Below are 25,125 nucleotides of genomic sequence, written 5' to 3'. Positions count from 1 at the left end.
TTAAATATGAATAGGCATCGGATCGACCTTCAATTTATTTTCCGCAATCCAGCTCTCGTTGTCATTGAACAAGTAAGCACGGTGCACAAGCACGCTTACTTGATCGCCTGGATGCAGCACTTCCTTCTCAAGCGAACGGTAGGTGATCAGCTTCGTATCTCCAACGAGCAGCTCCACCATCCACTCGCTGCCGCGGAAATGCAAATGCTTCACTTTGCCAGGAAGCGTAGCGCTAGCCAGCTTAATTTCTCCCGGCTTGCCGATCTCGATATATTCCGGACGAATAAGTGCTTTAGTGCCAGGACGGCTTGCCGCATCCTCAAAACCTTTGAGCTGCGCGATATTGTCCACAATCGTAGATTCGCCAATAAAGCTCGCGACAAAAGGCGTTTCCGGATTTTTATAAATGTCCCATGGGCTGCCCTTTTGCTCTAGCTTGCCCTTGCTTATAATCATAATTTCATCGGCTACTTCGATCGCTTCCTCTTGGTCATGCGTAACGAAGATGGATGTAATGCCGACGCGCTCGATCATTTCCTTCAGCCAAGTTCGAAGCTCCGTACGAATCTTTGCGTCGATCGCTGCGAACGGCTCGTCGAGGAGGAGCAGCTGCGGCTCTGGCGCAAGCGCTCTGGCGAAGGCAACGCGCTGGCGTTGTCCGCCGGACAACTGATGCGCATAACGATGCTCAAACCCTTTAAGGCCGGTAAGCTCAACCAAATACATGACGCGATCGCGGATTTGCTCCTTTGACTGCTTCTTCACTTTGAGGCCGAAAGCAATGTTGTCATATACGTTCATATGCTTGAACAAAGCATAGTTTTGAAACACGAAGCCAATTCCTCGCTCCTGAGGGGGCAGGTCGTTGACCCGCTTCCCGTGGAAAATAATATCGCCCGAGGAAGGGGACTCAAGTCCCGCCAGCATACGAAGTATGGACGTTTTACCGCCGCCGCTCGGTCCGAGCAAGCCGATCAAATGACCTTTTTCGATTTCAAAACTGACATCCTTCACTGCATGAAAATCGCCAAAGTTCTTGTTTAAGTTCCGTACTTCTATATGCATGGCTTAATGCACTTCCTTTCGTTTTTTCGCCCATTCCATTAGCAGCAGCAGTCCGACGGAAAATGCCGCAAGAACTAGTGCAACGCCATTGGCGGCGACCACGTTGAAATTTTCGACATCCTGATAAACGAGCGTTGTTGCGGTTTGCGTCTTATTCATAATATTGCCTGACACAACGAGAACCGCGCCGAATTCGCCGAGCGACCGCGCTACCGTCAGCACTACGCCGTAGATAACGCCCCAACGGATCGAAGGCCACGTTACTTTCCAGAACGTATACCAGGAGTAGGCGCCAAGCGTTGACGCCGCTTCCTCTTGCTGCGCACCGATTTCCTGAAGGACGGGCATCACCTCGCGCACCATAAGCGGGAACGTCACGAACAAGGTCGCGAGAATCATCCCCGGCAGCGCATATACGATTTTAAAGCCTGCGTCCTCGAACATGGTGCCGATTACCGTATTCGGGCCAAGAATAAGAACGATCATCAAACCACCGATAACCGGCGATACTGCGAACGGCAAATCAACCAAGCTATTGAGCAGCCGCTTCATCCGCCGTCCGATCCATTCGGCGCGAACGAGATACATCGCAAGCATAATGCCAAATACCGTATTCAAAGCGGTTACAACTACGACAATAATTCCCGTCATCATTAGCGCATGAAGCGACTGAGGTCTCGTAATCCCTTCTACGAAGCCGCTCCAGCCATCTGCCCATGAGCCAGTAAAAATCTTGACCAGCGGCACGACGAGCAATAAACCAAATACGATATAAGTTAGCGTAATCCACAATTTTCTCATCATTGGCCGCTCCTCCTGCCTTGAATGAGGTTAACCGTCCATAGGATGAGGAAGGATAGCGTGAGCAGCAGCACCGATACGGCAGCCGCTCCTTGCGGATTACTGCTTTCAATTTCTCCGAAAATATAAACTGAAGCGATTAATGTTTTGCCTGGAATGTTGCCGGCTACGAGCACGACCGCACCGAATTCCGCAATTCCGCGGGAGAAGGCCAGCATGGCGCCGCTCAAAATTCCTGGAAGCATCGTAGGCAATATTACGCTAAAAAACGTCTTCGAGCGCGTTGCGCCCAGCGTATAAGCCGCTTCCTCCTCCGATTTGTCCATTTCCTCCAGCAGCGGCTGAATAGCGCGAATGACGAAAGGAAACGTAACGAACAGCATCGCTATGATAATTGCTGGCTCGTGGAATACAATCTCGATACCGATCTTCTCTGCCAAGCCCCCTACTAGACTATTAGGTCCAAGCAGCAGCAAAATCATAAGGCCGCCAACCGCTGTAGGCAGTGCAAAAGGCAAGTCAACCAGACTGTTAAGCAAGCGTCGTCCGGGAAAGCGATAGCGAATGAGCACCCAGCCGATCATCGTACCAAGGAACATGTTAAGAACTGTTGCGATCACTGCCAATTTCACCGTAAGCAGCACAGCTTTCCAAGCTAATGGATCAGAAATGCTTTCCCAGAAAGGGGCCCATCCAAGAGAGAATGATTGCGTGTAAATGCCGAAGATAGGTAGTACAATAAGGATGACAAAATAAAGCAGTATGGCGCTTCGAAAGCCGAAGCTCCAACCTTTCCCGCGAAACATAGCATTCACTGTGACTTTACCTCCAGACCATCGGCTCGTGCCGTAGGTGTAGCAAAACAAGTATTAACATAATTCCTATTAAGTTACTAGGTATTAATAATGTAGCATCCAAACTGGGATTAAGTCAATCATAAATTTAGAAAATCTAATGACTTTCATAGCCTTTTCTTATGACCGATTCTTTGCAAACATTCCATTAAACAAAAAAAAGAGGAGATCAGCCTATGCTGACGCTCCTCTTCTACTTATTCGCCTTCAATATAATAAATATTTTCGCCTTCTGTAATGACCGCTTGTCCTTGTGTCAGATCGGTTATCCAAGCGATAAACGCATCTGCCTCAGGCGCTTCCGGCAAGCAGCGCACGATGACGCGATCGGTGAAATCCGTCCCGCCTACCCGCGTTCCCTTGCCGTGCAGCTCATTCTCCAGCTTGCCGTACCACGTATAGTCCACATCAACGAACACTTCGCGATGAAGCACATTGACGATCTCATCTGCTGCTTCGATGCCCGCAACCGCGCCGTCCGTGTACGCTCTGACGAGACCGCCCGCACCAAGCATAATGCCGCCAAAATACCGCGTCACGACGACGGCGACATTTTTCAGCCCCTTATGCTTGATGACCTCGAGAATCGGCTTGCCCGCCGTACCGCTTGGCTCTCCGTCATCGGAGGCCTTCTGGAATTGGTCCCGCTCTCCTACCATATAAGCCGAGCAGTTATGCGTCGCCTGCTTGTGCAGCTGCTTGATCTCATTGATGAAAGCAACAGCTTCCTCTTCCGATTCCACAGGCTTCGCAAAACCGATAAAACGGGACTTCTTGATGACGATCTCAGCACTGGCTTGCTGCCTGACCGTCTTATACTTCTCGAGCATAGGCTAAAACTCCCGAATACCGATCAAGCCGGTTGATTACAGCCTTGCTTCCAGCTCGGCTTTTTCTTTCTCGAAGCCCGGCTTGCCGAGCAGTGCGAACATGTTCTTCTTGTAAGCTTCAACGCCCGGCTGGTCGAATGGATTAACGCCAAGCAGGTAACCGCTGATTCCGCATGCTTTTTCGAAGAAATAAACAAGGTAGCCGAACGTGTAAGGCGTCATGTCGGCAATATTCACGATCAGGTTCGGAACTTGTCCGTCCGTATGCGCAAGAAGCGTGCCTTCGAAAGCTTTCTTGTTGACGAAGTCCATCGTCTTGCCAGTCAGGAAGTTCAAGCCGTCAAGATCCGCTGCGTCATGCTCAATTGTGATATGTTCAGCCACTTCATTTACTTGAATGACCGTTTCGAAAATGTTCCGGTTGCCCTCTTGGATAAATTGACCCATCGAGTGCAAATCTGTCGAGAAATCTACCGCTGCCGGGAAAATACCTTTATAATCCTTGCCTTCGCTTTCGCCGAAGAGCTGTTTCCACCACTCGGATACGAAGTGAAGCGATGGCTCGTAGTTCACGAGAATTTCAGTCGCTTTGCCTTTGCGGTACAGCGCGTTGCGTGCTGCAGCATATTGGTATGCCTCGTTCTCAGCAAGATTAGGGTTGCTGTATTCCTTGGATGCATCCGCTGCGCCCTGCATAATGGATTCAATGTTGATGCCTGCAGCTGCAATTGGCAGCAAGCCTACCGCTGTAAGAACGGAGTAGCGTCCGCCAACATCGTCAGGAATGATGAACGATTCATAGCCTTCTTCAGAAGAAAGCTTCTTAAGCGCCCCCTTCTCGCTGTCCGTTGTCGCGTAAATGCGTTTGCGAGCTTCTTCTTTGCCGTATTTTTTCTCAAGCGCTGCACGGAAAACGCGGAATGCGATGGCAGGCTCAGTCGTCGTTCCTGATTTGGAGATGACGTTGATCGACCAGTCGCGGCCTTCAACCAATTGCAGAAGGTGCGTCACATACGTCGAGCTGATGTTGTTGCCGGCGAACAAAACCTGCGGCGTTTTACGCTGCTCTTTTGGCAAAATATTATAGAACGAGTGCGACAGCGCTTCGATTGCCGCGCGAGCTCCTAAATAGGAACCGCCGATACCGATTACGATCAGCACCTCGGAATCCGATTTGATTTTCTCAGCTGCTTTCTGAATGCGTGCGAACTCTTCTTTATCATAGTTAGTCGGAAGGTCGATCCAGCCCAAATAGTCAGAGCCTGCTCCCGTTCCGTTATGTAATTGCTCATGCGCGAGGCGAACGGATTCCGCCAAGTAATCAATTTCATGCTTGCCGACAAAAGTCAGCGCTTTGCTGTAGTCGAACTGAACTGTTTTGCTCATGTAAATATAAACCTCCTAAAAAATTCTCAGTATGCAACTCTGATAATGCTTTTCAACTTAGCATCTACAATATCGGATTTACCTTATAAAAACAAGCAACAAACAATGAATTATTGATGAAAAATCTGTATACTTAAATAAAAAACGATTCAGAGCGGAGGAAATCTTCATGAAAAAGATCGGATTTATCGGGTTAGGCGTTATGGGACTTGGAATGGCAACGAATTTACTAAACAAAGGCTTCGAGGTGGCGGTATATAACCGCACGCCAGGCAAGGCAGACTCCCTTACCGCACTTGGCGCAAAAGAATTGGACAGCCCCTCTGCCGTAGCGCGAGCCTCGGATGTTATTATTACGATGATTAGCAACGATTCGGCTATTCGCGAGGTTTATTGGGGAGAGAACGGCATCTTTGCAGGAACACGCAGCGGGCAAACCCTCATTGACAGCAGCACAATCTCGCCGACTTTGGCGAAGGAGCTTGCGGCGGCGGCGGCTGATCTTGGCGCCTCGTTCCTCGATGCTCCGGTAACAGGCAGCAAGCCGGCAGCAGAAGGCGGGACGCTTGTTTTCATGGTAGGAGGTTCTGCAGATACGCTTAGCGGAGCTGAAAATGTTTTACTTGCAATGGGACGCAAGGTCATTCCGATGGGCGCTAACGGCAGCGGCTCCGTGGCAAAGCTTGCGCATAACACGATCGTTGGCATCAATGTTGTCGCATTGGCCGAAGGCATGGCGATTGCCGCAAGCGGCGGCATCGACGGCGCTTCGTTTATCGAGCTCGTCCAATCGGGCGGCGCAGCAAGCAAGGCAGCCGAGCTCAAGGGCGCCAAGCTGCTGGAAGGCAATTATGACGTGCAATTCTCGCTTGAGCTGATGCTGAAGGACTTGAAGCTTAGCTCCGTCCTATCGGACGGCTTGAAAGTGCCAACGCCATTGCTCGAAGCAGCGAAGAGCCAATTCCAGATCGGAGACACCATGGGACTTGGCGAGCTTGATATGTGCAGCGTAGCTCAAGCCTATGAGCAATGGATTGGCCGCAAGCTTGGCGATAAAGCCTAGGTTTTCGTAAGGCCTCCTATTTAATATGCTCAGCCAGCACACAAGGAAATTCTCTTTCGAGGATGTAGACATTCTTAAGGAGATTCAAACAAAGCTTCAAGACGGCTTCCACACGTTCGAAGGGGCAAGCGCGGCTGTTTAACGTCTATATAAACAATGAAAGCCGCCCGGAAGATCTAGGCGGCCTTCATTGTTTTTCTCAATAATAAGGAGAAATCATCAGATACACGACAACGCCCGTAAAGCTCACGTACAGCCAGATCGGCATCGTCCATCTCGCGATTTTGCGGTGCTTGTCCACCTTCATTTGCAAGCCCCGGACAGCAGACAGCAACGCAAGCGGCACAACAACGATCGCTAGCAGAATATGCGTAAGCAGAATGAAGAAATAAATCGAGCGCAGCGCGCCCTCTCCGCCGTATTTCGTTGATTCCGTCAAGTAATGATAAGTGACGTAGGAAACAAGAAACAGCGTCGTCGATGTAAAAGCAGCCCCGATGAATGTACGATGAAGACGTACATTTTTCTTCAAGATCGCAACTAGCGCAACAATCAGCGCGATAAAGGTAAAACAGTTGAATATCGCATTAAGCAGCGGCAATATCTTAACGTCAAAGCCAATCTCCCCGTCGTATGCCGGCAAGAAGAACAAAATCGTTATGATCGCTACCAGGACCAGTGACAAGATCGCCACCAAGGGTCCAACGTTTTTTTCCTTCAAGAACATAACCTCCTAAGTAAACGCCAAGGCTTAAAGCATGCGCGCTTCTTTCTCTCTTAACCTTATCCGATTTACATAGTCCAAATCAATTTGATTTACCGTATAGTTGTCACGAAAAATCGAATTTTGCAACATAGTCTGCATACAAAAGCCGCCGCAGGCTAGCCCTCGTAAAGGCTTTCCTGCGGCGGCATCTTTTTTTATAAGCAATGGGATGATGAGCAGGCAAAAAAAAGAGGCCTCCCCCGGCGAATAATCGCCGTTATGGGAAGCCATCTTCTTAGCCTTGGCAGGCAATTCTACTCGTAAATGTACGAGCAGCAGTAATCCGATACTTCAGCAACCTGAAGCTTGAATTTTGTGTTCGCAGGCACTGTAAATTCGCCTTCGCCTTGAATGTGCAGCCATTCTGTTTCGCCAGGCAGCAGCACTTTCAAATCGCCAGCCAAAATCTCCATGATTTCAACGCAGTCCGTTCCAAACTCATAGTCGCCCGGCAGCATGATGCCGAGTGTTTTTTTGGTGCCGTCCGCGAACAATACAGCGCGGCTCGTTACTTTACCGTCGAAGTAGACGTTAGCCTTCTTGACGATCGATACGTTATCGAATTGAGACATGGTAGCTGTGATCTCCCTTATCTATCGGATGCTAAAGCTTGAATCGCTATTACAGCAATGCTTTTACTTTGCTAACAACATTTTCTACCGTAAAGCCATATTCTTTGATTACGCGATCGCCAGGTGCGGATGCGCCGAAACGGTCGATTGCAAGAATATCGCCTTGGTCTCCTGTGTAACGCTCCCAGCCGAATGGATGAGCCATTTCGATGGCAAGGCGGGCTTTAACCTCAGGAAGAATAACGGAGTTTTTGTACTCCTTCGACTGCTTCTCGAACAAATCCCAGCTCGGCATGCTGACGACACGTACTTGAATGCCCTCTTCTGCCAATGCTTTTTGAGCAGCAACAGCTAGCTGCACCTCAGAGCCAGTTGCTAGAATTTGCGCCTGCGGCTTGCCGTTTGCTGCATCGGATACAACGTAAGCTCCGCGGCGAAGGTTGGCGTGAACATCGCTCACTGTACCTTCAAGGATAGGCAGATTTTGTCGAGTAAGCACAAGTGCTACCGGGTTGCCAGTATTCTCAACGGCATATGCCCATGCTGCCGAGGTTTCGTTAGCATCAGCCGGACGAATAACCGTAAGGTCAGGGATGATGCGGATCGAAGCAAGCTGCTCGATTGGCTCATGCGTAGGACCGTCTTCGCCAACTGCGATGCTGTCATGCGTCAATACATAAACGACAGGAAGCTTCATCAGTGCAGCAAGACGAACAGCAGGACGAAGGTAATCCGTAAATACGAAGAATGTACCGCCGAATACTTTCAAGCCGCTGTGCAGTGCAATACCGTTCATTGCAGCAGCCATGCCGAATTCACGAACGCCATAGTAAAGATTCCGGCCATCGTAGCTGCCTGGTTTAAACTGAGTCAAACCTTTTAGGTGAGTCATTGTCGAGCTCTCAAGGTCAGCGGATCCGCCGAAAATCGCAGGTACGTTTTTCGCAAGACCGTTAAGCGCGTTGCCTGAAGCTACGCGAGTTGATACCGCGTTGTCTGCCGTTGTGTATGCAGGAAGGTCAGCATCCCAGCCTTCTGGCAATGCGCCGGAGATTGCAAGCTCGAACTGAGCAGCTAGCTCAGGGAAAGCTGCTTTATAAGCTGCAAAGCTTGCATCCCACTTTGCATTCGCTTGCTCGCCGCTGCTTTTCACATCTGCGAAATGAGCGCGAACCTCGTCAGGCACGTGGAACTGGTGATCTTCCGACCAACCGTAAGCTTGCTTCGTCAATTTAGTTTCATCAGCGCCAAGCGGTGATCCGTGTGGACCTGCATGTCCGCCTTTGCCGCCTTTGTTAGGGCTGCCGTAGCCGATAACCGTTTTTACTTCGATCAAAGTCGGTTTGGACAGATCTGCTTGCGCCTCAGCAACTGCTTTGGAAAGAGCAGCAAGGTCGTTGCCGTCTTCTACGCGAAGCACTTGCCAGCCATAGCCTTCAAAGCGCTTTTGAACGCTCTCGGAATACGAAAGGCTCAGCTCGCCATCAAGCGAGATATCGTTGGAATCATATAGAACAACCAATTTGCCAAGCTGCAAGTGGCCTGCGAAGGAAGCAGCCTCGTGGGATACGCCCTCCATCAAGTCGCCGTCGCCGCAAATGGAGTACGTGAAGTGGTTGATTAGATCGTGGCCTTCTTTGTTGTAAGTAGCGCCAAGCTGTGCTTCCGCAATCGCCATACCAACTGCCATTGCAATACCTTGTCCAAGCGGCCCAGTCGTTGCATCAACGCCGGCTGTGTGGCCGAATTCAGGGTGACCTGGTGTCAGTGAACCCCATTGACGGAAGTTTTTCAGCTCTTCAAGCGGCAAATCATAGCCGGAAAGGTGAAGAAGGCTGTAAAGCAGCATCGAACCATGACCCGCTGACAATACAAAGCGGTCGCGGTTAATCCATGTAGGGTTCGAAGGGTTGTGCTTCATATTTTTTGCAAACAGTTGATAGCCCATTGGAGCGGCGCCCATTGGCATACCAGGGTGGCCTGATTTCGCTTTCTCGATGGAATCGATCGCAAGTGTACGAATCGTATCGATTGAAAGCTGTTCGATTGATTTTTGTGTCACAGTCATTCCAATTGCCTCCTATAATCTTATCTTGTCTAATTTCGTCTCGTTATATGGTTTCTCAATAACGATTGCAGCGTCATACCAGTACGCAATAACTTTGAATATTGTATCACTTCTGCATGCTTGTTTTCCATCATTAATAAAAGAATACCTTCATAATTATACAGTTAGTTGAATACAACCGTTTTGTTATTATGCACGATTACGCGATCTTCAATATGCCATTTTACTGCGCGAGCGAGCACAACCCGCTCTATTGTCCGTCCAATACGTTTCAAATCATCCACATTGTCGCGGTGGCTGACGCGCTGAACGTCCTGCTCGATAATTGGACCGCCGTCTAGCTCCTCCGTCACGTAATGCGCTGTTGCGCCAATGATTTTCACGCCGCGCGTATACGCCTGTGCATAGGGCTTTCCGCCCACGAATGCCGGAAGGAACGAGTGGTGAATATTAATGATGCGATTCGGAAACTGCTCGATAAACTTAGGCGAAATAATTTGCATGTAGCGCGCCAATACGACGATATCCGCCTTATCCGCAACAACCTCCATCTGCTTGCGTTCCGCTTCAGCCTTCGTAGCAGCCGTAACCGGAATATGGTAGTAAGCAATGCCGAAGGACTCGACAAGCTCCCTCATATCTGGATGATTGCTGATAACCATCGAGATATCGGCATCTAAATCTCCTGCCTTCCACTGCCATAGCAGCTCAAGCAGGCAATGATCCTCTTTGGATACAAATACAGCAAGACGCTTCTTGCGGCTGGCACGGAAAGTATGCCATTTCATATCGAAGCGATCCGCTACTCTTGCGAAATCCTCTACCAGAACCGGAAGCTCCTTATCTAGATCAAGCAAATCGAATTCGAAGCGGATGAAAAACATACCGCCTTCCGGATCCATCGTATATTGATCCGATTGCACGATGTTCGCTCCGTGCTCATACAGGAAATGCGATACGGCCGCAACGATGCCCGGACGATCCGGACAAGAAATCAGCATGCGGGCACGGCCGCTTTTTCCGCCGAATTCATTGGAGATATCGGACGGGGTGGATTGGGATGACATGGACTTAAACTTCCTTTCACAACGATATAAATTGAATGATTGAATATATGATATTAAACCTTAGCGAGCAGCTCCTTGCCGCCAAACCAAGCGGTAATCCGCTGATTAATCTGTTCCTCCGACAATTCGGCAGATAGCGGCTGGCCTGCGAGCACCAGGTCATATAGACGCTCCATTGGCTCGCGCGGATCTGCTTTTTTCGCTTTAGCATCATTTTTCAGCAAATCCCATGTAGACAGTACAAAAGCTCTAGGATCAATTTCTTGCTTTCCGAAGAAATGATGCAAGCGCTCTACGTCCTCGAAGAAATTTTCACCAAAACGGTTTCTGCCATTGCCGTTTAACAAGGCGATTTCCGCTTCATACATCGGCCGCTCCGTTTTGTCTTCCTTGCCGATCCAAGGCGTCTCCAGAATGAAAGGACGGCCTTTAAGCCCTTCATGATGAACGATCCTATGGATTGCTTCATGTCCAAGCCAGCCTGCACCGACAGGAGCATGCCTGTCCTTGCCAGCGCCGCGCGAATTTTTGCTGTCGTTCACGTGAACGACTGCTACACGGTCAAGACCGACTATACGATCAAACTGCTCCAGCACGCCGTCCAGATCATTAACGAGATCATAACCGGCGTCATGCATATGGCAGGTGTCCATACATACGGTCAAACGATGATTATCCTGAACCTTGTCGATAATCGCTGCAATCTCCTCAAAGCTGCGGCCAATTTCGGTGCCTTTGCCCGCCATCGTCTCAAGCGCGATGTTTACATTCGTTTCCTTGGTGCCGGCAAGTACTTCATTTAAGCCCTCAGCGATACGGGCAATGCCATATTCTGCATCCTTATCCGTATAAGCACCTGGATGAAGGACAATATTACGAACACCGATATAGTCTGTACGACGAATTTCTTCCTGTAGGAAAGAAACCGCGAGCTCATAAGTAGAATCCTTGTATGAGCCTAAATTAACGATATATGGCGCATGTACGACAATTTCATTGATGCCGGATTGCTCCATCAGCGCCTTGCCTTCTTCAATATATAACGTGTCGACCGGCTTGCGTCTTGTATTCTGCGGTGCGCCGGTGTAGATCATAAACGTACCTGAGCCATATGATAATGCTTCTTGTGCTGCAGTCAGCAGCCCCTTGTCCGAAAATGATACATGGGAACCTATTTTCAACATGAATCTTTCGCCCCTTTCGGTTGATCAAACCTTATTTTACAAGGAATGTCGAAATAAATCTAGGAATACGGTATAATTCATTATTGAGGTGAAAGACACGTATGAAAGTTGCGCCCGATTGGTTTATGTATTTTATCGTTTTTTGGGCGATCGTCATGGTTGCGGCTATGTCGATTGGCGGATTTTTCATGTTTCGAAAATTTCTCAAGGTGCTTCCGATGCGAGACGGCAAGTCTAAGCTCGATTGGCAAAACTACTGGGTAGATCGCAGCCGCAGCATGTGGAACGATGATTCCAAGGAGCTGCTGGATGAGCTTGTATCCCCAGTGCCAAGCGCTTTTCGCGATATAGCTAAACATTCCATCGCAGCCAAAATTGGTCAGGTGGCGATTGAACACGGCGCATCTACCGTTACGCGCGAACACTGCATCGAAGGCTACATACGAGCAACTCCAAAACGTGATTACCGCAGCCTAGTTACATTCCTTGATCGTCAAGGCATCGACTACGGACCCTATAAGCATTTACTTAATAAATGAGTTTGAGCCGCCTCGTGCGGTTTAAGCTCATTTATTACATTCAGCTGAAGCAAGCAGGGGCATTACAGCCACCTGCTTCATAGTCCTCATATTCGGTTATATATCAATGTAACCTATCTAGCGTTAATTTCGTTAATACATACAGGAGGTGGTTCAAATGATGAACTCATCGAAGCGAAGAAGAAGCAAAAAAGCAGGAGCAGCAGGAGCAGTTCTTCTAGCTGTTATACTTGCCACATCAGCATGTAGCGGTACGAATGAAAATAAAGGAAACGAACAACAAGGAACGATAGAGGAAGGACCGGTAGTCAGCGAATTGCCAGAAGAAAGCGGGGTGCTTGAGCCTGATGTAGCCGCACCTGAGCAGACCGAGGATCCAGCGAGCAACGGCGGGATTGAGGAGCCGGCAGATCCAGTCAAAGTTAGTGAAGGAACGTACAGCGGACTAAGCGACTCTCATTCCATAGAAATCGAAACGGCGACAGGGACCATTCCCATGCAAATAACGGAAGAGCAAAAGAGTACGCTTGATGCTTTGCCTGATCATGCAAAAGTAAAATTCGAATATAAAGAAAAAGCAATTGAAGGCGAAGCGACCCTCAAACAAAATTGGCTCGTAAAAATCGAGGAAATCAAGTAATAAGGTAAATGTAAATGAAGGAGCGAACAGGGATGCGGGTTGCGATTGCTGGTGGTACGGGCTTTATCGGACGTGCATTAACCAAAGCTTTACTGGAGAGAAATGATGAGGTTTATATTATTTCTCGACAGAGCTCGAATGGGCGATCTGAGCCCTCTGGCATTACCCGATTAACCTGGAGCGAGCTGGAAGCTGCCCCCGCATTGCTTGAAGGCATCGACGCAATCGTAAATCTAACCGGTGAATCGATTAATCAGCGCTGGACATCGTCCGCTAAGCAGCGTGTCATGCAATCAAGAATGACAGCAGCAGCCCGCATCGCTAAACTTATGCAATCGCTTAAGCATCAACCTCCGCTGGTCGTGAATGCCTCCGGCATTTCTGCATACGGCATCTCGGCAGACGGTATCTTCGATGAATCTAGTTCGACAAAGGTGACTGATTTCTTATCGGAGGTCGTGCAGAAATGGGAGCTGGCCGCAGACGCTATTCCTGCCAAGCGGCTGGTCAAGCTCCGAGTTGGCGTCGTATTGGACAAGAAGGAGGGCGCTTTCCCTTTTATGGCCATGCCCTATCGCATGTTCGGAGGCGGCAAAATCGGCAGCGGAAAGCAGTGGCTTTCTTGGATTCATCTCGAGGATATGATCCAGCTTATTTTGTTCATTTTGGACAATGAGGAAATAATTGGACCTGTTAACGGCTCCTCGCCAGAACCGGTAACCAATGATGCTTTTGGCCGAGCAATTGGAAAGGCAATGGGAAGGCCGCATTGGTTTCCAGTGCCGGCCGCTCTAATGCGAATATTGTTCGGTGAAATGTCCACGCTGCTCCTAGACGGGCAGCGAGCGCTGCCTCGTATAGCGCTTGAGCACGGGTTTACCTTCAAATATCCATCTGTGGATGCCGCCATGAATGAATTAGTAGGTCGTCATCGTTAAGACCGGGAGGGTACCATCATCCCGATTTAAGCTCGTAGGAAGGGCCTTTTAAACCTGCTAATTGGATAACGTCTCCTAATGAAAGCTTATAGCTTTTGTAAGGAATCATCGCTTGTCCATTTAGCAGGCTGCCATTCCTAGACCCCAGATCCTTTGCTTTAAACTCCCCCTCCAAACGTTCAATCTCCAAGTGAAGGCGCGATACACCGTTAGCAAGATCCGCATAGCTTACTTGCTCGCCCATCCGTCCTATTTTAAAACATTCCTCTACTAATTCCAGTCTCGTTTCTTGACCCTCCCAGCTTCTTTGAAGCCATTCAGACAGCTCTCTATAAGTCTCTTTCTGCTGATCCTTCCCAAGTAGCGCCGTTGGTTCGACAATAGGAAACATATCATTCGCAGCGACCACATGCAGCGGAGCTTTAGAACGAGGCGCGCTCTCATCATAATGATCCTCCGGTGATTCCTTCGAGACTGCCGTGCTCTTATTGGGCTCATCGTAGATATTCACTAGCCCCGGGAACATTCTGGAGTCTGGTTCGTACTGATCTAGCTCATACTGATCTATCTCAAATTCATCATCCAATGATGCGGCATGCTTTCTCCGCCAAACTAGCATCATTCCAGCTAGGAGCAGCAAGGTAATACCCAAGCTTATCAGCAGGCTTTGCCTCGTATCAGCAGCAAAATAAACAAACCGCCAAACGCATGCTATCACAATGATAAGACCCGCTGATAGAAGCCACTTTTTCTTTGTATTTGATGCTGTCTCATCCTGTATATCATCCAAATCTTTCAGCATATCGATAGAGGAAGCATTCCAATCATTGTACGTTTCGATATGGTTGGAAGAAGACTGCTGCTGTGGCTGCTGCACGGCTTGATAGCTTGGCTGCTCAGCTTGTTGTTGTTGGCTTTTCCATGAGTAGGTCTCTGCATATTGAGACTGCTCGGATTGTCGGGATTGCTGTGCCTGCTGGGACTCTTGTGCCTGCTGGGACTCTTGTGCTTGCCGGGAATGCTGTGCTTGCTGCCTTTGTGCCGTCTGTGCTGCTCCACTGTGGTGCACGGAAGGAAGTTCTCCTATCAGCTTCAGAAGCGTAGCTCTCAGCTCTGCTAAAGGCCATCTTGTACCCGTTAAATGATGCAGAACTTGCTTTAATCCCTCTCCGTCGATTTGATCGATATATGAGGTGAAACGAACGATCAATGACAAGAGGTCCCCCGCACCGACAGTTTGCTCGGCAGCCTCACCCTTCATAGGCACATATGCTAATCGAATGTCATGCAAATGATGTCCGAAAAAAATAAATTGCTCGTCGAGCAAGCAGCCTTCAGGACGCAGCATATAATTCTTGCACTCAAAAAGCGCATCCGTAACGGCTAATATAAGCGAATAGTACTGCTCCATCGTAAGCTTTTGCTGCTGCAGACGGTGAAGAAGCATTTTCATACCCGACAGCTTATATCGAAAGATTAGCTTTCCATCCAGCTCAAACCAATCAACTGGCAGCAGAAAAGGAATCCGCTCGCTCTGCAGCATCTGAATCTCGATTTCATCAAGCTCGTTTCTATAGATGCCGCCTTCTCGATCAAGCGTCATCTCATGCCCATGATTCATGGTAAAATCAACGCGATAGCTTTGCATGCCACATTCATCTCCTTTCAAGTATGCTAGTTTAGCTGATCATTGACCATACCGTAATAGCTGCAGGAGCAACCGCCAGCATAAAAGGGAATTTCTTGCCTGAATTCGCCCACTGCAGCCATTGATTCCTTTTCCATCTCGCTGCTGGAATGAGGATGGCGGTTACGCCTGCTGTTACCTTCTTGCCGAAAGCTCGATTCACAACAACTAGACATACCCCGATCACCCCCGCGTACAAAATGGCATAAAGCATCATTTGCAGCACGATCCATACGCCTACCCAAGCGCCCAGCGCTCCAAACAGCTTCACGTCGCCGGCGCCTATCCCTCTCGCCAAGTGTAGCAGCAGCAACGGAACGAAGCCTGCGGCTGCGCCGGCAGCAGCATTGACTAACCCATCTATTCCGCTGAAGGCAGCATGATAGATAAATGCAGCAGCAAAAAAACTAACCGTTAACCTGTTCGGAATAATTTGCGCTTTTATATCCGTCACGAAAGCAATAATCAACAACAAGGCTGCTGCAGCCGTCATCATGAGGTTCATGCTAACTCCAACTCCACTCTCAGCTTTTTTCTCTTTAACTTCTTCCGCTGCTTTTTTCCACTTCAAAATGCATCGATACTTGATTGGAATGCTTGCTCGTTTCTGATGCTGTAAGCTCCCAAATGCCAGGCGTTGTATTTCCTGATACATGCCAAGTCCATGTCACATAACCATTGGCATCGGCAACGGCTGCTCCCAGATGCTTCGCTTTGCTTGAGCCGCTTTTGTAGGTGACATCAAGCGATATAGCCGCATTCGGCTCCGTCTTGACCGTAACGGTCGCCTTCCTTCCCGGTCGCAGCGGCGTCGGTTCAATAGCCACGATTTGTATCGGGATATTATTTTGTTCGATGCTTTCCATTCCATACCGTGCAGGAGCAGAATCGCTTATCCAAACACGCTCGGAGGCTTGCTCCTTAAGTACGATTGGCTTCCCGTAGAAAGGGAGCTTTAAGGGGAAATCATATTCCACCGAAATAGCTAAATAGGGCTCATCCTTCTTCCCCAGATCAGGCAGCGTCAGCCAGCCCAGCCTTAGCCGCTTCGGATCGATAATGGCAGCATCCGCAAACTCTCTTAATAACGGCTCAATGACAGCTCGTCCTACTTCCGTTGCGGCCATATTTTGAAGCGGCCTGAAATCGCCACGCAGCACGGACGATACCATTTCCCCAGTCGGCGAGGGAAGCCACTCCGACGCTTCTGCCGCAATCTCGCTCCACGGGGACAAAGGGAATCGAGTCTGTGCAGATACTGTGATCTGAGCTGCTGCTGCCTGCTGCCATGCCAGATTTACAGGATGTATATTTGCAGCCATTTGCCTTGCCGTCTGGGATGCCGCCGAATGCAATGCCATCTGAACGGCGCATAGACGAATAAGCATGACAAACACAAGCAGTACAATCATAACCATGGGCATTACTAACGCTGCTTCTAATACGATAGAGCCTTGCTCTTTTCTGCGGCATCGGCATTTAATAGGACCAGCCAATCGTTTGTGTCGTTTCATAGCGATTGCCGACAACCCTTCCTTCCAAAAGTCCAAACTTGCCCAGCACTTGCATCAAGCCAGGTACAAACCATAGCTGCATGGAGACTTCAGCCTCTCCCGTCACTCCGCTCGGAACGGCCGAAAGCGTCGTTCCGCTATTCTGCTCGATGACCGCAATCATGCGGGCAAAGCTTGCCCCGTCCTCTGCTCCATGCATAAGAATGAATAATCGTAAATAGTCGGTGTACGACAGCTCTACTTTCACATATTTAGACAAAGGCGCCGATCCTCGTTCCGTGAAGGCAAGCATATCCTCAATCGTCTTCTCCAAGCCGTAAATAAGCGCAGCCGACAAAATAAGCAGCGGATGGCCCAGCGATCTGCTCTCAATCAAACCCTCCATCGTCCTTATAGCAAGACGAGTCGCAAACAGCTCTCCATATGCGGCTGCTATATTTCCGATTGGATTGTGAAAGCCATAGATGATATACTCCGACTCCTGATTATTAAAAGAAACAGCTTGCGACAGCTCTGATATGTTTCCATCTGTTATCATGTTTCGCAAATACTGCGGGGCAAAATGGGAAAAGCGATTAATCACGTACTCGCCATAATAAACGGAATCTCTCGCCCTCTCCAGCATCCCGGACATACCCGAAAATAGACCGTCCATCAAGGCTGTTGATTGTTCCGCAGCCTCATGTGCATCGGTTGCTTGCCCTTCCCCTGCAGCCGCCGCTGTATGGTCTGACTGCTGATTAAACATTAAGTTTTCGTTATAGCGCGCCTTAACCTGCTCAAAAATTTGCATATGCTCTTCCGTCTGAGGGACAGCTGTCAAGCCGTGAAGCATGCTGCGCGCCCGCTTCCAAAGCGAACCTGCTTGCTCCTCCTGCTGCTTAAGCTGCGCCTTAATGTTGCCTTGCTCAAGCGACTGCTTGCGACTTATAAGAACACCAGCGGGACGAATATATTTCTCTTCATAGGCACCATATGCAAGTCGCAGGCTAGCTGCACTTTCCAGCAAAGTATCTGAGGCATAACGTTTAATCGGCTTCGCCAAGGAAGCCAAGCTGCTGGATTGAAAACCTCCCGCTTCCATATCGATGGCTGCTGCTGCTGTTCCTTGCGTCTCTAGCTCCTGCCGGTAGTCGTTAAACCAATTTTCAGGCTTTACCAGCTCATTTGCAGCTTCCTTCACCTGCATAATATCAGAAGCGGCGCTAGCCGGAACAAGGTGCTGCTCCGAGCCTGCTACACTGCGCCTTGACACCGCATCATAATCAGCTAGATTTGGCTGCTGATTCGCTTGTCGAACGAGCCTCAGCATATCCTCATTCAGTAATCGTGCAGCTTCCAGCTCCTTAATAGCATCGCCTTGAAGCTTTACATGCTGCTTCAGCATCCCTCCGCTCACTCGGCGAAGCTCAAGCGCGAACGCTCTGACTTTATTCTCATATTCCTCAATTTCACTCGTATACTTTGCTTTCTCTCCAGCTGGCAGCGATTGATCATGTATGACCTTCTTCGCATAGTCTTCATATTCACTAGCGATACGAAGTGCGGATTCACCAGAAAACGCTACTCCTCCCGTCTGAGCGGGAATCATCGCAGCAATTCCGCTTTCTCCTACCGTTCCAGCGGATTGCTCTTGCAGCATCAGCACTCTGGCTAGGTGAGCTTCTCGCTTCTCGTATAGCCTGCGCATTTTCTCAAGCAGATTGACTGCAACGGAAGCCTCCTTCATCGCCCCTGCCATCGGCACAAACCTCGCGGCAAGCTCCAGCGTAAAATCAATAGGCGCTTTGTACTTCATCTCCTCCAGAACCTGCCTGCCAAACACATCATGACTTCCTAGAAACGAGGCAGCATGCAGCCCAGAGGATTCTACCTTCAAACGGACCAGCTTCATGCCTTGTTTATTCGAATCAACAGCTCCTTCTGCATTAGCTGCCATCACCTGTGCGAAGAGCGTTTTCCCCTCCGTTCCACCGCGTCCGAACAGTCCATATTTCTCATAAAGAACAGCATCGTAGGCAGAGAGGACGGAACGTACGCTCGAGCGGACAGCATCTTCGGTAAGCTTATGAAAGGCCGCAATCCGGGCATAATCAATGAGCAAAGAGAAAAATAGCAGCAGTGCAGATAATACGATAACCGAAAATATCGTCACTGCACCGTCCTCTCGAAACAGCAGTCTGCTTTTGCCAACTTCTCGATTGTATCCCCTGTCCTTCTTCACGATCACAGCTGCTCTGCCCCTCTCTTCCTATGTAAGGCTCAACCTCAAATCAAGGCTTCCTCAACTCTACAGCGTCTTTGTAGGGAGTCAGCGCTTGACCTGCTTGAGACCTTGCCTGGCCTGCTCCGCCTGTCCGATTGGCAAACTTCGTAGTATAATAGCGGACGAGGTCAACGCTTCGTATAAACTCGACCGGATCAACAACGGCAGCAGTCGATACCGACATTGGCTCTCGCCGCAGCCAGCTTTTCTCAATAGATCGACTAGACAAAGGCGACTTCAGCTTTACCTCGATCTCTCTCTTTAGAACGCCGCCCGAATAGCTGATTTGGCCTTCGTATGCAAGACCTGCTTGTCCGATCCACCTTACGGATCGCTCCATTTTTCGCAGTGGCAATGCAGCCTCTCCAGCCTCGCTTGCCCCAGCAAAAGGAATCGCGACTGCTGCGGCCTGCTTCTCTCCGCCAAGTCCGAACAAGCTGCCTAGCATCTCATCCTCGCCAATCCGCCAATACAAGCCGTCATACTTAGGCTCCGCAAGCATGCCGCTCCTTGCCTCGCGAAAGCTATTGTCCCAACCAAATGCGGCACGTTCCGCGGATGCCGAAGCAGCATAATACAGAACGACCTTCTGATACATGTACATGCCGAACAGGATAAATAGCAAGATAAGCCCAAGCAGCAGTGGAAAAACGATGGTCGACTCCAACGTAAAAGTGCCCTGCTCCCTTCTCAGCCATTGCAGCAGCCGCGCCTTCATCCTTATTCCGTTCACAAGCATCACCTGCTAACTAAAAATTTTGTCTGCCTCGTCATCCGCTTTGCCCATTAGCCTTTCAATCAGCTCAATAATCCAATCCTTAAACAGCAGCGCAATAATGATGACGACCGCAATAATCAAAATAATTTCCAATGTTCCAAGACCTTCTTCCTCCGACCAGAACGACCGCATTGCTTGACCTAGTTTTTTCATTTTTTATCTTCCTCTCTGTTTTTGGTTTGATTAAGACATGAGCAGAACTGCTGGCGCAGCTACCAAAACCATAAGCACAAGCAATATGCCTACGAGGGGAAACACCAGCTTGGACGACGCTTCCTCTCCGCGCGATCTGGCGATAGCTTTGCGTTTCTCCCACAGCGTATAGGAAAGCTCACGCAGAGCAAGTACAAAGTGCTCCCCGCCTCGGCGATAATTCAGCAGCAGCACAGTCGTAAAAATCGATACCTCCTGAACGGCGCAGCGCCTATTAAATCTCTCGATCGCCGCACTGAAGGTTTGGCCATTGCGAAGCGAAATCACCGCATCTCCCCACTCTTTATAAAGCGGATGCTGCCTGGAATCCTTCCCTTCCAGACATCTCGATAATGCTTGCTGCACGGTTTCCCCAGCTCCTACCAGCAGCATCAGCTTGCTCAGCATTTCCGGAAGCTCGGTGATCAACTGCTGCTTGCGCCGCTCTACGCGTCTGCCTGCTTCTACGAATGGGCGCAACGTCAGCACAATGCCGAATACGGCACCCATCGCTAGCAGCATAGGCTCTTGACCGAGCAGGCTGAGCCATGCACAGGCCGTTAAGGCTGCATATCCCATCCCGAAAGCAGCTGCCGCTTCTGCCTTCGTTCGCTCAATCGTCCAATCGCTTTCCATCAGCACGAGCAGCTTCATATGATAGCTGCTTATTGGCAACTGCAGGGAATCGTACAAGTGGAGCCGCTCAAGCAAGCGCATAAAGGGATGGATCAAGCAAAGCTGCTTAAGTTGCTGCGCTGCCTGGTTCTCATTCCGCTTCCTGCTCGTTAGACGAAGCCAAATCGAATGCAGCGCCGCTCCTCCAGCCAAGTAAAGCCAATTCGCGGTTAAAAGAACAGCGGCAATCGCTGCAGCCATTCTCCTCCCCCCTTTCCATCTATATCTGAATGTTCATTATTTTAGCCATCACCCAGAAGCACATAAGCAAAAGCAGCAGCGCTGCCGTCAGTAATAAATAACCAATTCCACCATATAGGGGAGCCATATAATCGGGAGCGGCGAGGCCAAGAAAAGCTAGAAAAACAAAGGGCACCGCCATCATAATCCGCCCCTCGAATCTTTTCTGCGCGATCAAGATGGCAATCTCCTGCTCAGTTTCCAGCTTCTCACCGATAATAACGGAGGTTCGTTTCATCACCTCCAGCAGATCCCCGCCCGAGCGCTTGCAAGCTGCCAAAGCATCAACGAACTGCGTGATTTCGTCGATACTCGCACGATCCGCAAAGTTGCGAAGCGCATACTCAAGCGGCTCAGCGTTCTCCAATCGAAAGCGAACAATTTGGAACTCAATCAAAAGCTCAGTTCGCGGATCTGGATAAAGCAGCTTCAAGTCATCAAGCGTGGATAAAAATGCATTTTCGAGCGAGCGCCCCGCGGCAAGCGAGGAGGTAAGGGAGAACAACGCCTCCTTAAACTGCAGCTTCAACCGCTCTTTGCGCTGCTGCAGAAGCGTTCTGCGCCTATACCTAGGAGCGATAATCCCGAGGCCAGCTAGCGCAAGTGAAAGAAAAATCGAATGATAAAATAAATATGATGCTACATAAATCAGAAGTGCTCCAGCTGTCGCAGCGACAATAAACTGCTTGCGAGTTAAGTGGTAATGCCCATAGTTGGTTAATGATCTGCCTGCCCTTATATGCGCCATCGCAGCGCTGCTCTCCCAGCCGCACCATTCAAGCGCTCGCTGCAATCGCCTGCCTTGCAAACGCTGCGGGGCGTGTGGTTGACTGCCAACACGTATCGCCCCACCGCGCGCTGGCTGCGGGTTATTTAATGCACTCGCTCCTCTAGTGATGCTCATATCGCCATTCCTCCATTAATGCTCTTCCCGGCCATCATCAGCTTGTCCATTTGCACGAGCGGATTCGCCGTTCTTTTAAGCTTGCCTGCCACCTGTCCGTTACGCTCTCCCTCCTCCTCGAAGAGGAAAAGCGGATTAAGCAATACTTCGCCTCCCTCCATGCCTGCAACCTCGCAAATTTCCGTTACTCTGCGCGATCGATCCCGGAACCTCGAGATATGAATGACAATATCGATTGCAGATGCAATTTGCTGGCGGATAACCTGCACAGGCAATTCCGCAGCGCTAAGCGCCATCGTCTCAAGGCGCGCCATCATATCTTTTGCTCCATTGCTATGGCCAGTAGACATGCTTGTGTCATGGACAAAATGCATATCAATTTAAACAAAAAAATATCCCCAACCTGTGGATGATTGGGGATTACATCGTATTCGGTGGCAGCGGTGGCATGATCCGTTCCTCTACCTTGCCGTTATTGTAAATATTGATTTTCAGCAGCCGGCCATCTTTTACTTTATAGTTGTAGATGCAGTATTCATACATGTGACCGCCGCGTCCGAAGTATTCGAGCCGGCCGTACTTCTCGAAATAGGCTTTCGCTTCTTCAAGTGAATTGAATTGTGGGAGTGGCTTATTATTCATGGTAGTCCTCCATATAAAAAAAGCTGAGCATTGACCCAATTATGGATGCAACACTCAGCACTAAATTATCCAATAGACAAAATAAAAAGAGGCCCGGGTAAGCCCAGTCCCCTTTTGCTGTTACACAAATATTATACCCAATTTGAATTTTTGTCAATCAGTTTCAGCTTTAATTCGAACAAATGTTTGGTTAGGAAATGCTTTGAGACCATAACCCCAAAATTCTCCATTTGCTCGAGAATAAAATTTAGGTTTAATTTCTGCGTATGATTGATAACCAGCTGCCCGGCTTATGACTTTTCTTGCGATAGGGTAGACAGCCAGATCAGCAAGTTGGTTTCCATTTTCGTTGAACTGTTTCGGAATGAAGGTTAAATCACTTATAGTCTTTTGAAATTCTGCTGCTGATACATTACCATTACCATTTACCATCAGATTCCTAAATACTCTGTATAACCTGCGGTTGTCTGCCTCATCTCTTGATTCAGCGATTAACAGACATTTAGAAGTTGTATGTTTAAAATAGAAAAATAATCTTTCCATCATAAATTCGAGCGTCAGATTGTACGGATTGTCAGGCGTTGCATATTGTCTTAGGTGATCTGCTTTGTGTATTCCTGATGCAATTATTTTATACTCTAACAAACTCATCATTGTTGTAACATCTTCTAAAAATGGCACTCTTATGTCTCTATCGCGAAGCATTGTGAAAGCACCTCTTTGCTTTCGGATATCTACTGAGTGAAAAATGACGCTGCGATGATTCCAATATTTATATTTTAATCCGTCAATTAGAGGATTGGCTACTTTGTAATAGTACTCTTTCTCGAAAATAATTCCTGCGAGAGCGAATACAGGGAACTCAAGGTCAATATGTTGCATGCTGTGATCTCCTGATTCATCTATAAAAACTAAATGTGTGTGCATTGATATGTCCTCCTATTGGTGGACATAATAAGTACTACATCTATATAAAACAAGTGACCGCCGCCCCTTCTATTAACCTACGTTTATACCACTTTCCATAGATTAACATTAATCTCTCGTTCGATACAAGAGAACCGGTGTTTCGTATAGACAAATAAAAAAAGGCCTCCTGATTAAAGGAGACCTTCTACACGCATAATATCCGCCACTCTCGATAACTTCCGGATTGCTTCAACTTGGAACTTGCCCGGCGCTACCGCTTTAGCGTATAGATCCTTAACCCTCGTTTCAAGCGCTGCAGCATTAAGCAACTGGCCCTGCAAGTTTTCGTTTAGCTCTGCTTCTAATTCCAATCTAATCTCCAATGTGGATACGTCCTCTCTTATAACATTCATATCTGTTGCCGGACAACTGGTCTTTACAAGCTGATTGTGACCAAGTATTTGAACGTCCGGCAATATCGCTCTCAGGGACACTAGAACAGCAGATAGCAACTCCCTCTCACGATTGGTTATACTTCGCTTACTTAAGTCTCCAAGGATCGCCACGCCTATGCTTGTGCGGTTATTTCCGCTTGTGTGATAGCTTTCAGTGTCAAGATAATTGGTTTGATAGATCATTCCGTTTGCTATAACGATATGATAGCCGATACGGGGCCAACCGCGACCGTTTACGTGAAACTTTGCTTGGTTAATTAACGGAGCTTCCGAAGCCATATGATGCACTACTAGTGTTTTGACTTTGGATAATTCACGTTTCGCGTAAATTTTCGACGTATGATTCGGCAGCTGGTCGATGATGTTTTGGATTCGAGGGATGCCATTACTCAGCAGAGCCGGGATCATTGAAAGTAATGTCATCCTTTTTACCTCCTGCTCTAGTAGCATCGATTGCCGATTCGCCTATGATAAACGTTGCTACGATACCTGCAAAAGCTATCACCGTTTCGGAGCTAATCCCCAGGTCCAAGCCATCATTCAGTACGATCAATACCGCGGTAACGACTGCCATCCAAAACTTGCGGCTTTTCATCTTGTTTTTCATTTTCATCTTCCCCCAATATAATTTTGATGATTGCTTTGAGCTCGTCGGAATAGGTATCATTGGGCTTTCGGGTCCAGACCATTCGATTCCCAACCTTTCCATGATCAAGTGTTGATTGTGAATGTATGCCTCGACCTCTGAATCATCCTCCAGAAGCCATGGGATATAGCGGCGTAATCGTTTCTTCACCTTGCGCTGCTTCAACAAGACGAACACGGCCGTACCTAATGCGGTTAAGCTGAATCCGTTTTTCCATACACCGTGTAGGATTTCTAAAATAGCATCGTACATAGGTTGCACCCCTATAGAGCATCTTGTCGTAAGTGTCTCGATCAACAAAAAGAGCGATAAGGCGTAGGGCCTCGTCGCTCAATGGTGAATAGTAATACTCATCTTCGTGAAACTCAATAGGCGGGTCCATAGCTTCCTCCTGAACACAAAAAAGCCGCTGGGATGCTTTCCCGGCGACTTCTTTGACGCATG

Annotated in this window: 27 protein-coding genes; 4 read left to right on the top strand and 23 right to left on the bottom strand. The window is 48.7% G+C overall.

Going from position 1 to position 25,125, the window contains the following annotated elements:
* From AC2TDN_RS07580 to AC2TDN_RS07560, 5 genes are all read right to left on the bottom strand, one after another.
* Complete coding sequence (locus tag AC2TDN_RS07580) at positions 1 to 1,065, bottom strand: sulfate/molybdate ABC transporter ATP-binding protein (RefSeq protein WP_484687507.1); 1,065 nt, start codon at positions 1,063 to 1,065, stop codon at positions 1 to 3.
* 3 nt (positions 1,066 to 1,068) lie between these two features.
* A complete protein-coding gene (locus AC2TDN_RS07575) occupies positions 1,069 to 1,866 on the bottom strand; it encodes a sulfate ABC transporter permease (RefSeq protein WP_484687584.1) in 798 nt (265 codons plus the stop codon).
* The gene (gene cysT / locus AC2TDN_RS07570) at positions 1,866 to 2,672 is read right to left on the bottom strand and encodes a sulfate ABC transporter permease subunit CysT (RefSeq protein ID WP_482067401.1); all 807 of its coding nucleotides are present in this window, start codon (positions 2,670 to 2,672) and stop codon (positions 1,866 to 1,868) included. The genes AC2TDN_RS07575 and cysT overlap by 1 nt, the downstream gene beginning before the upstream one ends.
* Before the next feature lie 245 nt (positions 2,673 to 2,917).
* The gene (locus AC2TDN_RS07565; RefSeq protein ID WP_482067312.1) at positions 2,918 to 3,550 is read right to left on the bottom strand and encodes a YigZ family protein; all 633 of its coding nucleotides are present in this window, start codon (positions 3,548 to 3,550) and stop codon (positions 2,918 to 2,920) included.
* A 36-nt stretch (positions 3,551 to 3,586) separates the two neighbouring features.
* Complete coding sequence (locus AC2TDN_RS07560) at positions 3,587 to 4,936, bottom strand: glucose-6-phosphate isomerase (protein WP_482067313.1); 1,350 nt, start codon at positions 4,934 to 4,936, stop codon at positions 3,587 to 3,589.
* A 112-nt stretch (positions 4,937 to 5,048) separates the two neighbouring features.
* Between AC2TDN_RS07560 and AC2TDN_RS07555 the strand changes: the two genes are divergently transcribed.
* On the top strand, positions 5,049 to 5,999 hold the full coding sequence (locus tag AC2TDN_RS07555; RefSeq protein WP_482067402.1) for an NAD(P)-dependent oxidoreductase: 951 nt from the start codon (positions 5,049 to 5,051) through the stop codon (positions 5,997 to 5,999).
* Between the two features lie 199 nt (positions 6,000 to 6,198).
* On the opposite strand, the gene AC2TDN_RS07550 is transcribed toward AC2TDN_RS07555, so the two are convergent.
* From AC2TDN_RS07550 to AC2TDN_RS07530, 5 genes are all read right to left on the bottom strand, one after another.
* On the bottom strand, positions 6,199 to 6,726 hold the full coding sequence (locus AC2TDN_RS07550) for a DUF420 domain-containing protein (protein ID WP_484687506.1): 528 nt from the start codon (positions 6,724 to 6,726) through the stop codon (positions 6,199 to 6,201).
* 293 nt (positions 6,727 to 7,019) lie between these two features.
* Positions 7,020 to 7,337, bottom strand: a complete 318-nt coding sequence (ppnP, locus tag AC2TDN_RS07545) for a pyrimidine/purine nucleoside phosphorylase (RefSeq protein ID WP_482067316.1) — start codon at positions 7,335 to 7,337, stop codon at positions 7,020 to 7,022.
* Positions 7,338 to 7,386: 49 nt separating this feature from the next.
* Positions 7,387 to 9,405, bottom strand: a complete 2,019-nt coding sequence (tkt, locus tag AC2TDN_RS07540) for a transketolase (protein WP_482067317.1) — start codon at positions 9,403 to 9,405, stop codon at positions 7,387 to 7,389.
* A 164-nt stretch (positions 9,406 to 9,569) separates the two neighbouring features.
* The gene (purU, locus tag AC2TDN_RS07535) at positions 9,570 to 10,472 is read right to left on the bottom strand and encodes a formyltetrahydrofolate deformylase (protein WP_482067318.1); all 903 of its coding nucleotides are present in this window, start codon (positions 10,470 to 10,472) and stop codon (positions 9,570 to 9,572) included.
* Between the two features lie 53 nt (positions 10,473 to 10,525).
* Complete coding sequence (locus tag AC2TDN_RS07530) at positions 10,526 to 11,656, bottom strand: deoxyribonuclease IV (RefSeq protein ID WP_482067319.1); 1,131 nt, start codon at positions 11,654 to 11,656, stop codon at positions 10,526 to 10,528.
* Positions 11,657 to 11,757: 101 nt separating this feature from the next.
* Here AC2TDN_RS07530 and AC2TDN_RS07525 point away from each other — a divergent pair, with 101 nt between their 5' ends.
* The 3 genes from AC2TDN_RS07525 (at position 11,758) to AC2TDN_RS07515 (ending at position 13,773) form a co-directional block, all read left to right on the top strand.
* Positions 11,758 to 12,195 carry a DUF2621 domain-containing protein gene (locus AC2TDN_RS07525; RefSeq protein ID WP_482067320.1) on the top strand — a complete coding sequence of 146 codons (438 nt, stop codon included), beginning with the start codon at positions 11,758 to 11,760 and terminating at the stop codon, positions 12,193 to 12,195.
* A 157-nt stretch (positions 12,196 to 12,352) separates the two neighbouring features.
* The gene (locus AC2TDN_RS07520; protein WP_484687505.1) at positions 12,353 to 12,835 is read left to right on the top strand and encodes a hypothetical protein; all 483 of its coding nucleotides are present in this window, start codon (positions 12,353 to 12,355) and stop codon (positions 12,833 to 12,835) included.
* Between the two features lie 32 nt (positions 12,836 to 12,867).
* A complete protein-coding gene (locus AC2TDN_RS07515) occupies positions 12,868 to 13,773 on the top strand; it encodes a TIGR01777 family oxidoreductase (protein ID WP_482067322.1) in 906 nt (301 codons plus the stop codon).
* Positions 13,774 to 13,789: 16 nt separating this feature from the next.
* Here the strand turns inward: AC2TDN_RS07515 and AC2TDN_RS07510 are convergent, their stop codons facing one another.
* The 13 genes from AC2TDN_RS07510 to AC2TDN_RS07450 form a co-directional block, all read right to left on the bottom strand.
* Positions 13,790 to 15,421: a DUF6382 and FHA domain-containing protein gene (locus tag AC2TDN_RS07510; RefSeq protein ID WP_484687504.1), complete on the bottom strand. Its 1,632-nt coding sequence runs from the start codon at positions 15,419 to 15,421 to the stop codon at positions 13,790 to 13,792.
* Between the two features lie 31 nt (positions 15,422 to 15,452).
* Positions 15,453 to 15,965, bottom strand: coding sequence for an A24 family peptidase (locus AC2TDN_RS07505; protein WP_482067324.1), 513 nt, complete (start codon positions 15,963 to 15,965; stop codon positions 15,453 to 15,455).
* Between the two features lie 34 nt (positions 15,966 to 15,999).
* The gene (locus AC2TDN_RS07500) at positions 16,000 to 16,974 is read right to left on the bottom strand and encodes a TadE/TadG family type IV pilus assembly protein (protein ID WP_484687503.1); all 975 of its coding nucleotides are present in this window, start codon (positions 16,972 to 16,974) and stop codon (positions 16,000 to 16,002) included.
* On the bottom strand, positions 16,940 to 19,204 hold the full coding sequence (locus tag AC2TDN_RS07495) for a hypothetical protein (RefSeq protein WP_484687502.1): 2,265 nt from the start codon (positions 19,202 to 19,204) through the stop codon (positions 16,940 to 16,942). The genes AC2TDN_RS07500 and AC2TDN_RS07495 overlap by 35 nt, the downstream gene beginning before the upstream one ends.
* A gap of 43 nt (positions 19,205 to 19,247) precedes the next feature.
* Entirely contained in the window at positions 19,248 to 19,973 is a 726-nt protein-coding gene (locus AC2TDN_RS07490) for a TadE/TadG family type IV pilus assembly protein (RefSeq protein WP_484687501.1), read from the bottom strand.
* A gap of 12 nt (positions 19,974 to 19,985) precedes the next feature.
* Positions 19,986 to 20,171 carry a Flp1 family type IVb pilin gene (locus AC2TDN_RS07485; RefSeq protein WP_482067328.1) on the bottom strand — a complete coding sequence of 62 codons (186 nt, stop codon included), beginning with the start codon at positions 20,169 to 20,171 and terminating at the stop codon, positions 19,986 to 19,988.
* A 30-nt stretch (positions 20,172 to 20,201) separates the two neighbouring features.
* Positions 20,202 to 21,086, bottom strand: a complete 885-nt coding sequence (locus AC2TDN_RS07480) for a type II secretion system F family protein (protein WP_482067329.1) — start codon at positions 21,084 to 21,086, stop codon at positions 20,202 to 20,204.
* Positions 21,087 to 21,105: 19 nt separating this feature from the next.
* Positions 21,106 to 22,029 carry a type II secretion system F family protein gene (locus AC2TDN_RS07475; protein ID WP_484687500.1) on the bottom strand — a complete coding sequence of 308 codons (924 nt, stop codon included), beginning with the start codon at positions 22,027 to 22,029 and terminating at the stop codon, positions 21,106 to 21,108.
* Positions 22,026 to 22,346, bottom strand: coding sequence for a hypothetical protein (locus AC2TDN_RS07470; RefSeq protein WP_484687499.1), 321 nt, complete (start codon positions 22,344 to 22,346; stop codon positions 22,026 to 22,028). Before AC2TDN_RS07470 ends, AC2TDN_RS07475 begins: the two co-directional genes overlap by 4 nt.
* Before the next feature lie 103 nt (positions 22,347 to 22,449).
* Positions 22,450 to 22,671 (bottom strand): hypothetical protein, encoded by a 222-nt coding sequence (locus AC2TDN_RS07465; protein ID WP_484687498.1) that lies wholly within the window; start codon positions 22,669 to 22,671, stop codon positions 22,450 to 22,452.
* A 153-nt stretch (positions 22,672 to 22,824) separates the two neighbouring features.
* Positions 22,825 to 23,598, bottom strand: coding sequence for a DUF3800 domain-containing protein (locus AC2TDN_RS07460; protein ID WP_484687497.1), 774 nt, complete (start codon positions 23,596 to 23,598; stop codon positions 22,825 to 22,827).
* 173 nt (positions 23,599 to 23,771) lie between these two features.
* Positions 23,772 to 24,458 (bottom strand): peptidoglycan recognition protein family protein, encoded by a 687-nt coding sequence (locus AC2TDN_RS07455; RefSeq protein ID WP_484687496.1) that lies wholly within the window; start codon positions 24,456 to 24,458, stop codon positions 23,772 to 23,774.
* Positions 24,421 to 24,933 carry a hypothetical protein gene (locus AC2TDN_RS07450; protein WP_484687495.1) on the bottom strand — a complete coding sequence of 171 codons (513 nt, stop codon included), beginning with the start codon at positions 24,931 to 24,933 and terminating at the stop codon, positions 24,421 to 24,423. Before AC2TDN_RS07450 ends, AC2TDN_RS07455 begins: the two co-directional genes overlap by 38 nt.
* Positions 24,934 to 25,125: the final 192 nt, after the last annotated feature.

This window comes from Paenibacillus sp. Y660 (genome assembly GCF_057221575.1).
This window is presented reverse-complemented; position numbering and strand designations above follow the sequence as displayed.

Coding starts and splice junctions, on each gene's coding strand:
- AC2TDN_RS07475 (WP_484687500.1), bottom strand. CDS start 22,029: ATGAGCATCACTAGAGGAGCGAGTGCATTAAATAACCCGCAGCCAGCG.
- AC2TDN_RS07500 (WP_484687503.1), bottom strand. CDS start 16,974: ATGAAACGACACAAACGATTGGCTGGTCCTATTAAATGCCGATGCCGC.
- AC2TDN_RS07565 (WP_482067312.1), bottom strand. CDS start 3,550: ATGCTCGAGAAGTATAAGACGGTCAGGCAGCAAGCCAGTGCTGAGATC.
- AC2TDN_RS07460 (WP_484687497.1), bottom strand. CDS start 23,598: ATGCACACACATTTAGTTTTTATAGATGAATCAGGAGATCACAGCATG.
- AC2TDN_RS07560 (WP_482067313.1), bottom strand. CDS start 4,936: ATGAGCAAAACAGTTCAGTTCGACTACAGCAAAGCGCTGACTTTTGTC.
- AC2TDN_RS07470 (WP_484687499.1), bottom strand. CDS start 22,346: ATGATGGCGCGCCTTGAGACGATGGCGCTTAGCGCTGCGGAATTGCCT.
- AC2TDN_RS07520 (WP_484687505.1), top strand. CDS start 12,353: ATGATGAACTCATCGAAGCGAAGAAGAAGCAAAAAAGCAGGAGCAGCA.
- AC2TDN_RS07530 (WP_482067319.1), bottom strand. CDS start 11,656: ATGTTGAAAATAGGTTCCCATGTATCATTTTCGGACAAGGGGCTGCTG.
- AC2TDN_RS07525 (WP_482067320.1), top strand. CDS start 11,758: ATGAAAGTTGCGCCCGATTGGTTTATGTATTTTATCGTTTTTTGGGCG.
- tkt (WP_482067317.1), bottom strand. CDS start 9,405: ATGACTGTGACACAAAAATCAATCGAACAGCTTTCAATCGATACGATT.
- ppnP (WP_482067316.1), bottom strand. CDS start 7,337: ATGTCTCAATTCGATAACGTATCGATCGTCAAGAAGGCTAACGTCTAC.
- AC2TDN_RS07465 (WP_484687498.1), bottom strand. CDS start 22,671: ATGAATAATAAGCCACTCCCACAATTCAATTCACTTGAAGAAGCGAAA.
- AC2TDN_RS07480 (WP_482067329.1), bottom strand. CDS start 21,086: ATGGCTGCAGCGATTGCCGCTGTTCTTTTAACCGCGAATTGGCTTTAC.
- purU (WP_482067318.1), bottom strand. CDS start 10,472: ATGTCATCCCAATCCACCCCGTCCGATATCTCCAATGAATTCGGCGGA.
- AC2TDN_RS07515 (WP_482067322.1), top strand. CDS start 12,868: ATGCGGGTTGCGATTGCTGGTGGTACGGGCTTTATCGGACGTGCATTA.
- AC2TDN_RS07575 (WP_484687584.1), bottom strand. CDS start 1,866: ATGAGAAAATTGTGGATTACGCTAACTTATATCGTATTTGGTTTATTG.
- AC2TDN_RS07485 (WP_482067328.1), bottom strand. CDS start 20,171: ATGAAAAAACTAGGTCAAGCAATGCGGTCGTTCTGGTCGGAGGAAGAA.
- AC2TDN_RS07510 (WP_484687504.1), bottom strand. CDS start 15,421: ATGCAAAGCTATCGCGTTGATTTTACCATGAATCATGGGCATGAGATG.
- AC2TDN_RS07550 (WP_484687506.1), bottom strand. CDS start 6,726: ATGTTCTTGAAGGAAAAAAACGTTGGACCCTTGGTGGCGATCTTGTCA.
- AC2TDN_RS07580 (WP_484687507.1), bottom strand. CDS start 1,065: ATGCATATAGAAGTACGGAACTTAAACAAGAACTTTGGCGATTTTCAT.
- cysT (WP_482067401.1), bottom strand. CDS start 2,672: ATGTTTCGCGGGAAAGGTTGGAGCTTCGGCTTTCGAAGCGCCATACTG.
- AC2TDN_RS07505 (WP_482067324.1), bottom strand. CDS start 15,965: ATGAACCTCATGATGACGGCTGCAGCAGCCTTGTTGTTGATTATTGCT.
- AC2TDN_RS07455 (WP_484687496.1), bottom strand. CDS start 24,458: ATGACATTACTTTCAATGATCCCGGCTCTGCTGAGTAATGGCATCCCT.
- AC2TDN_RS07450 (WP_484687495.1), bottom strand. CDS start 24,933: ATGTACGATGCTATTTTAGAAATCCTACACGGTGTATGGAAAAACGGA.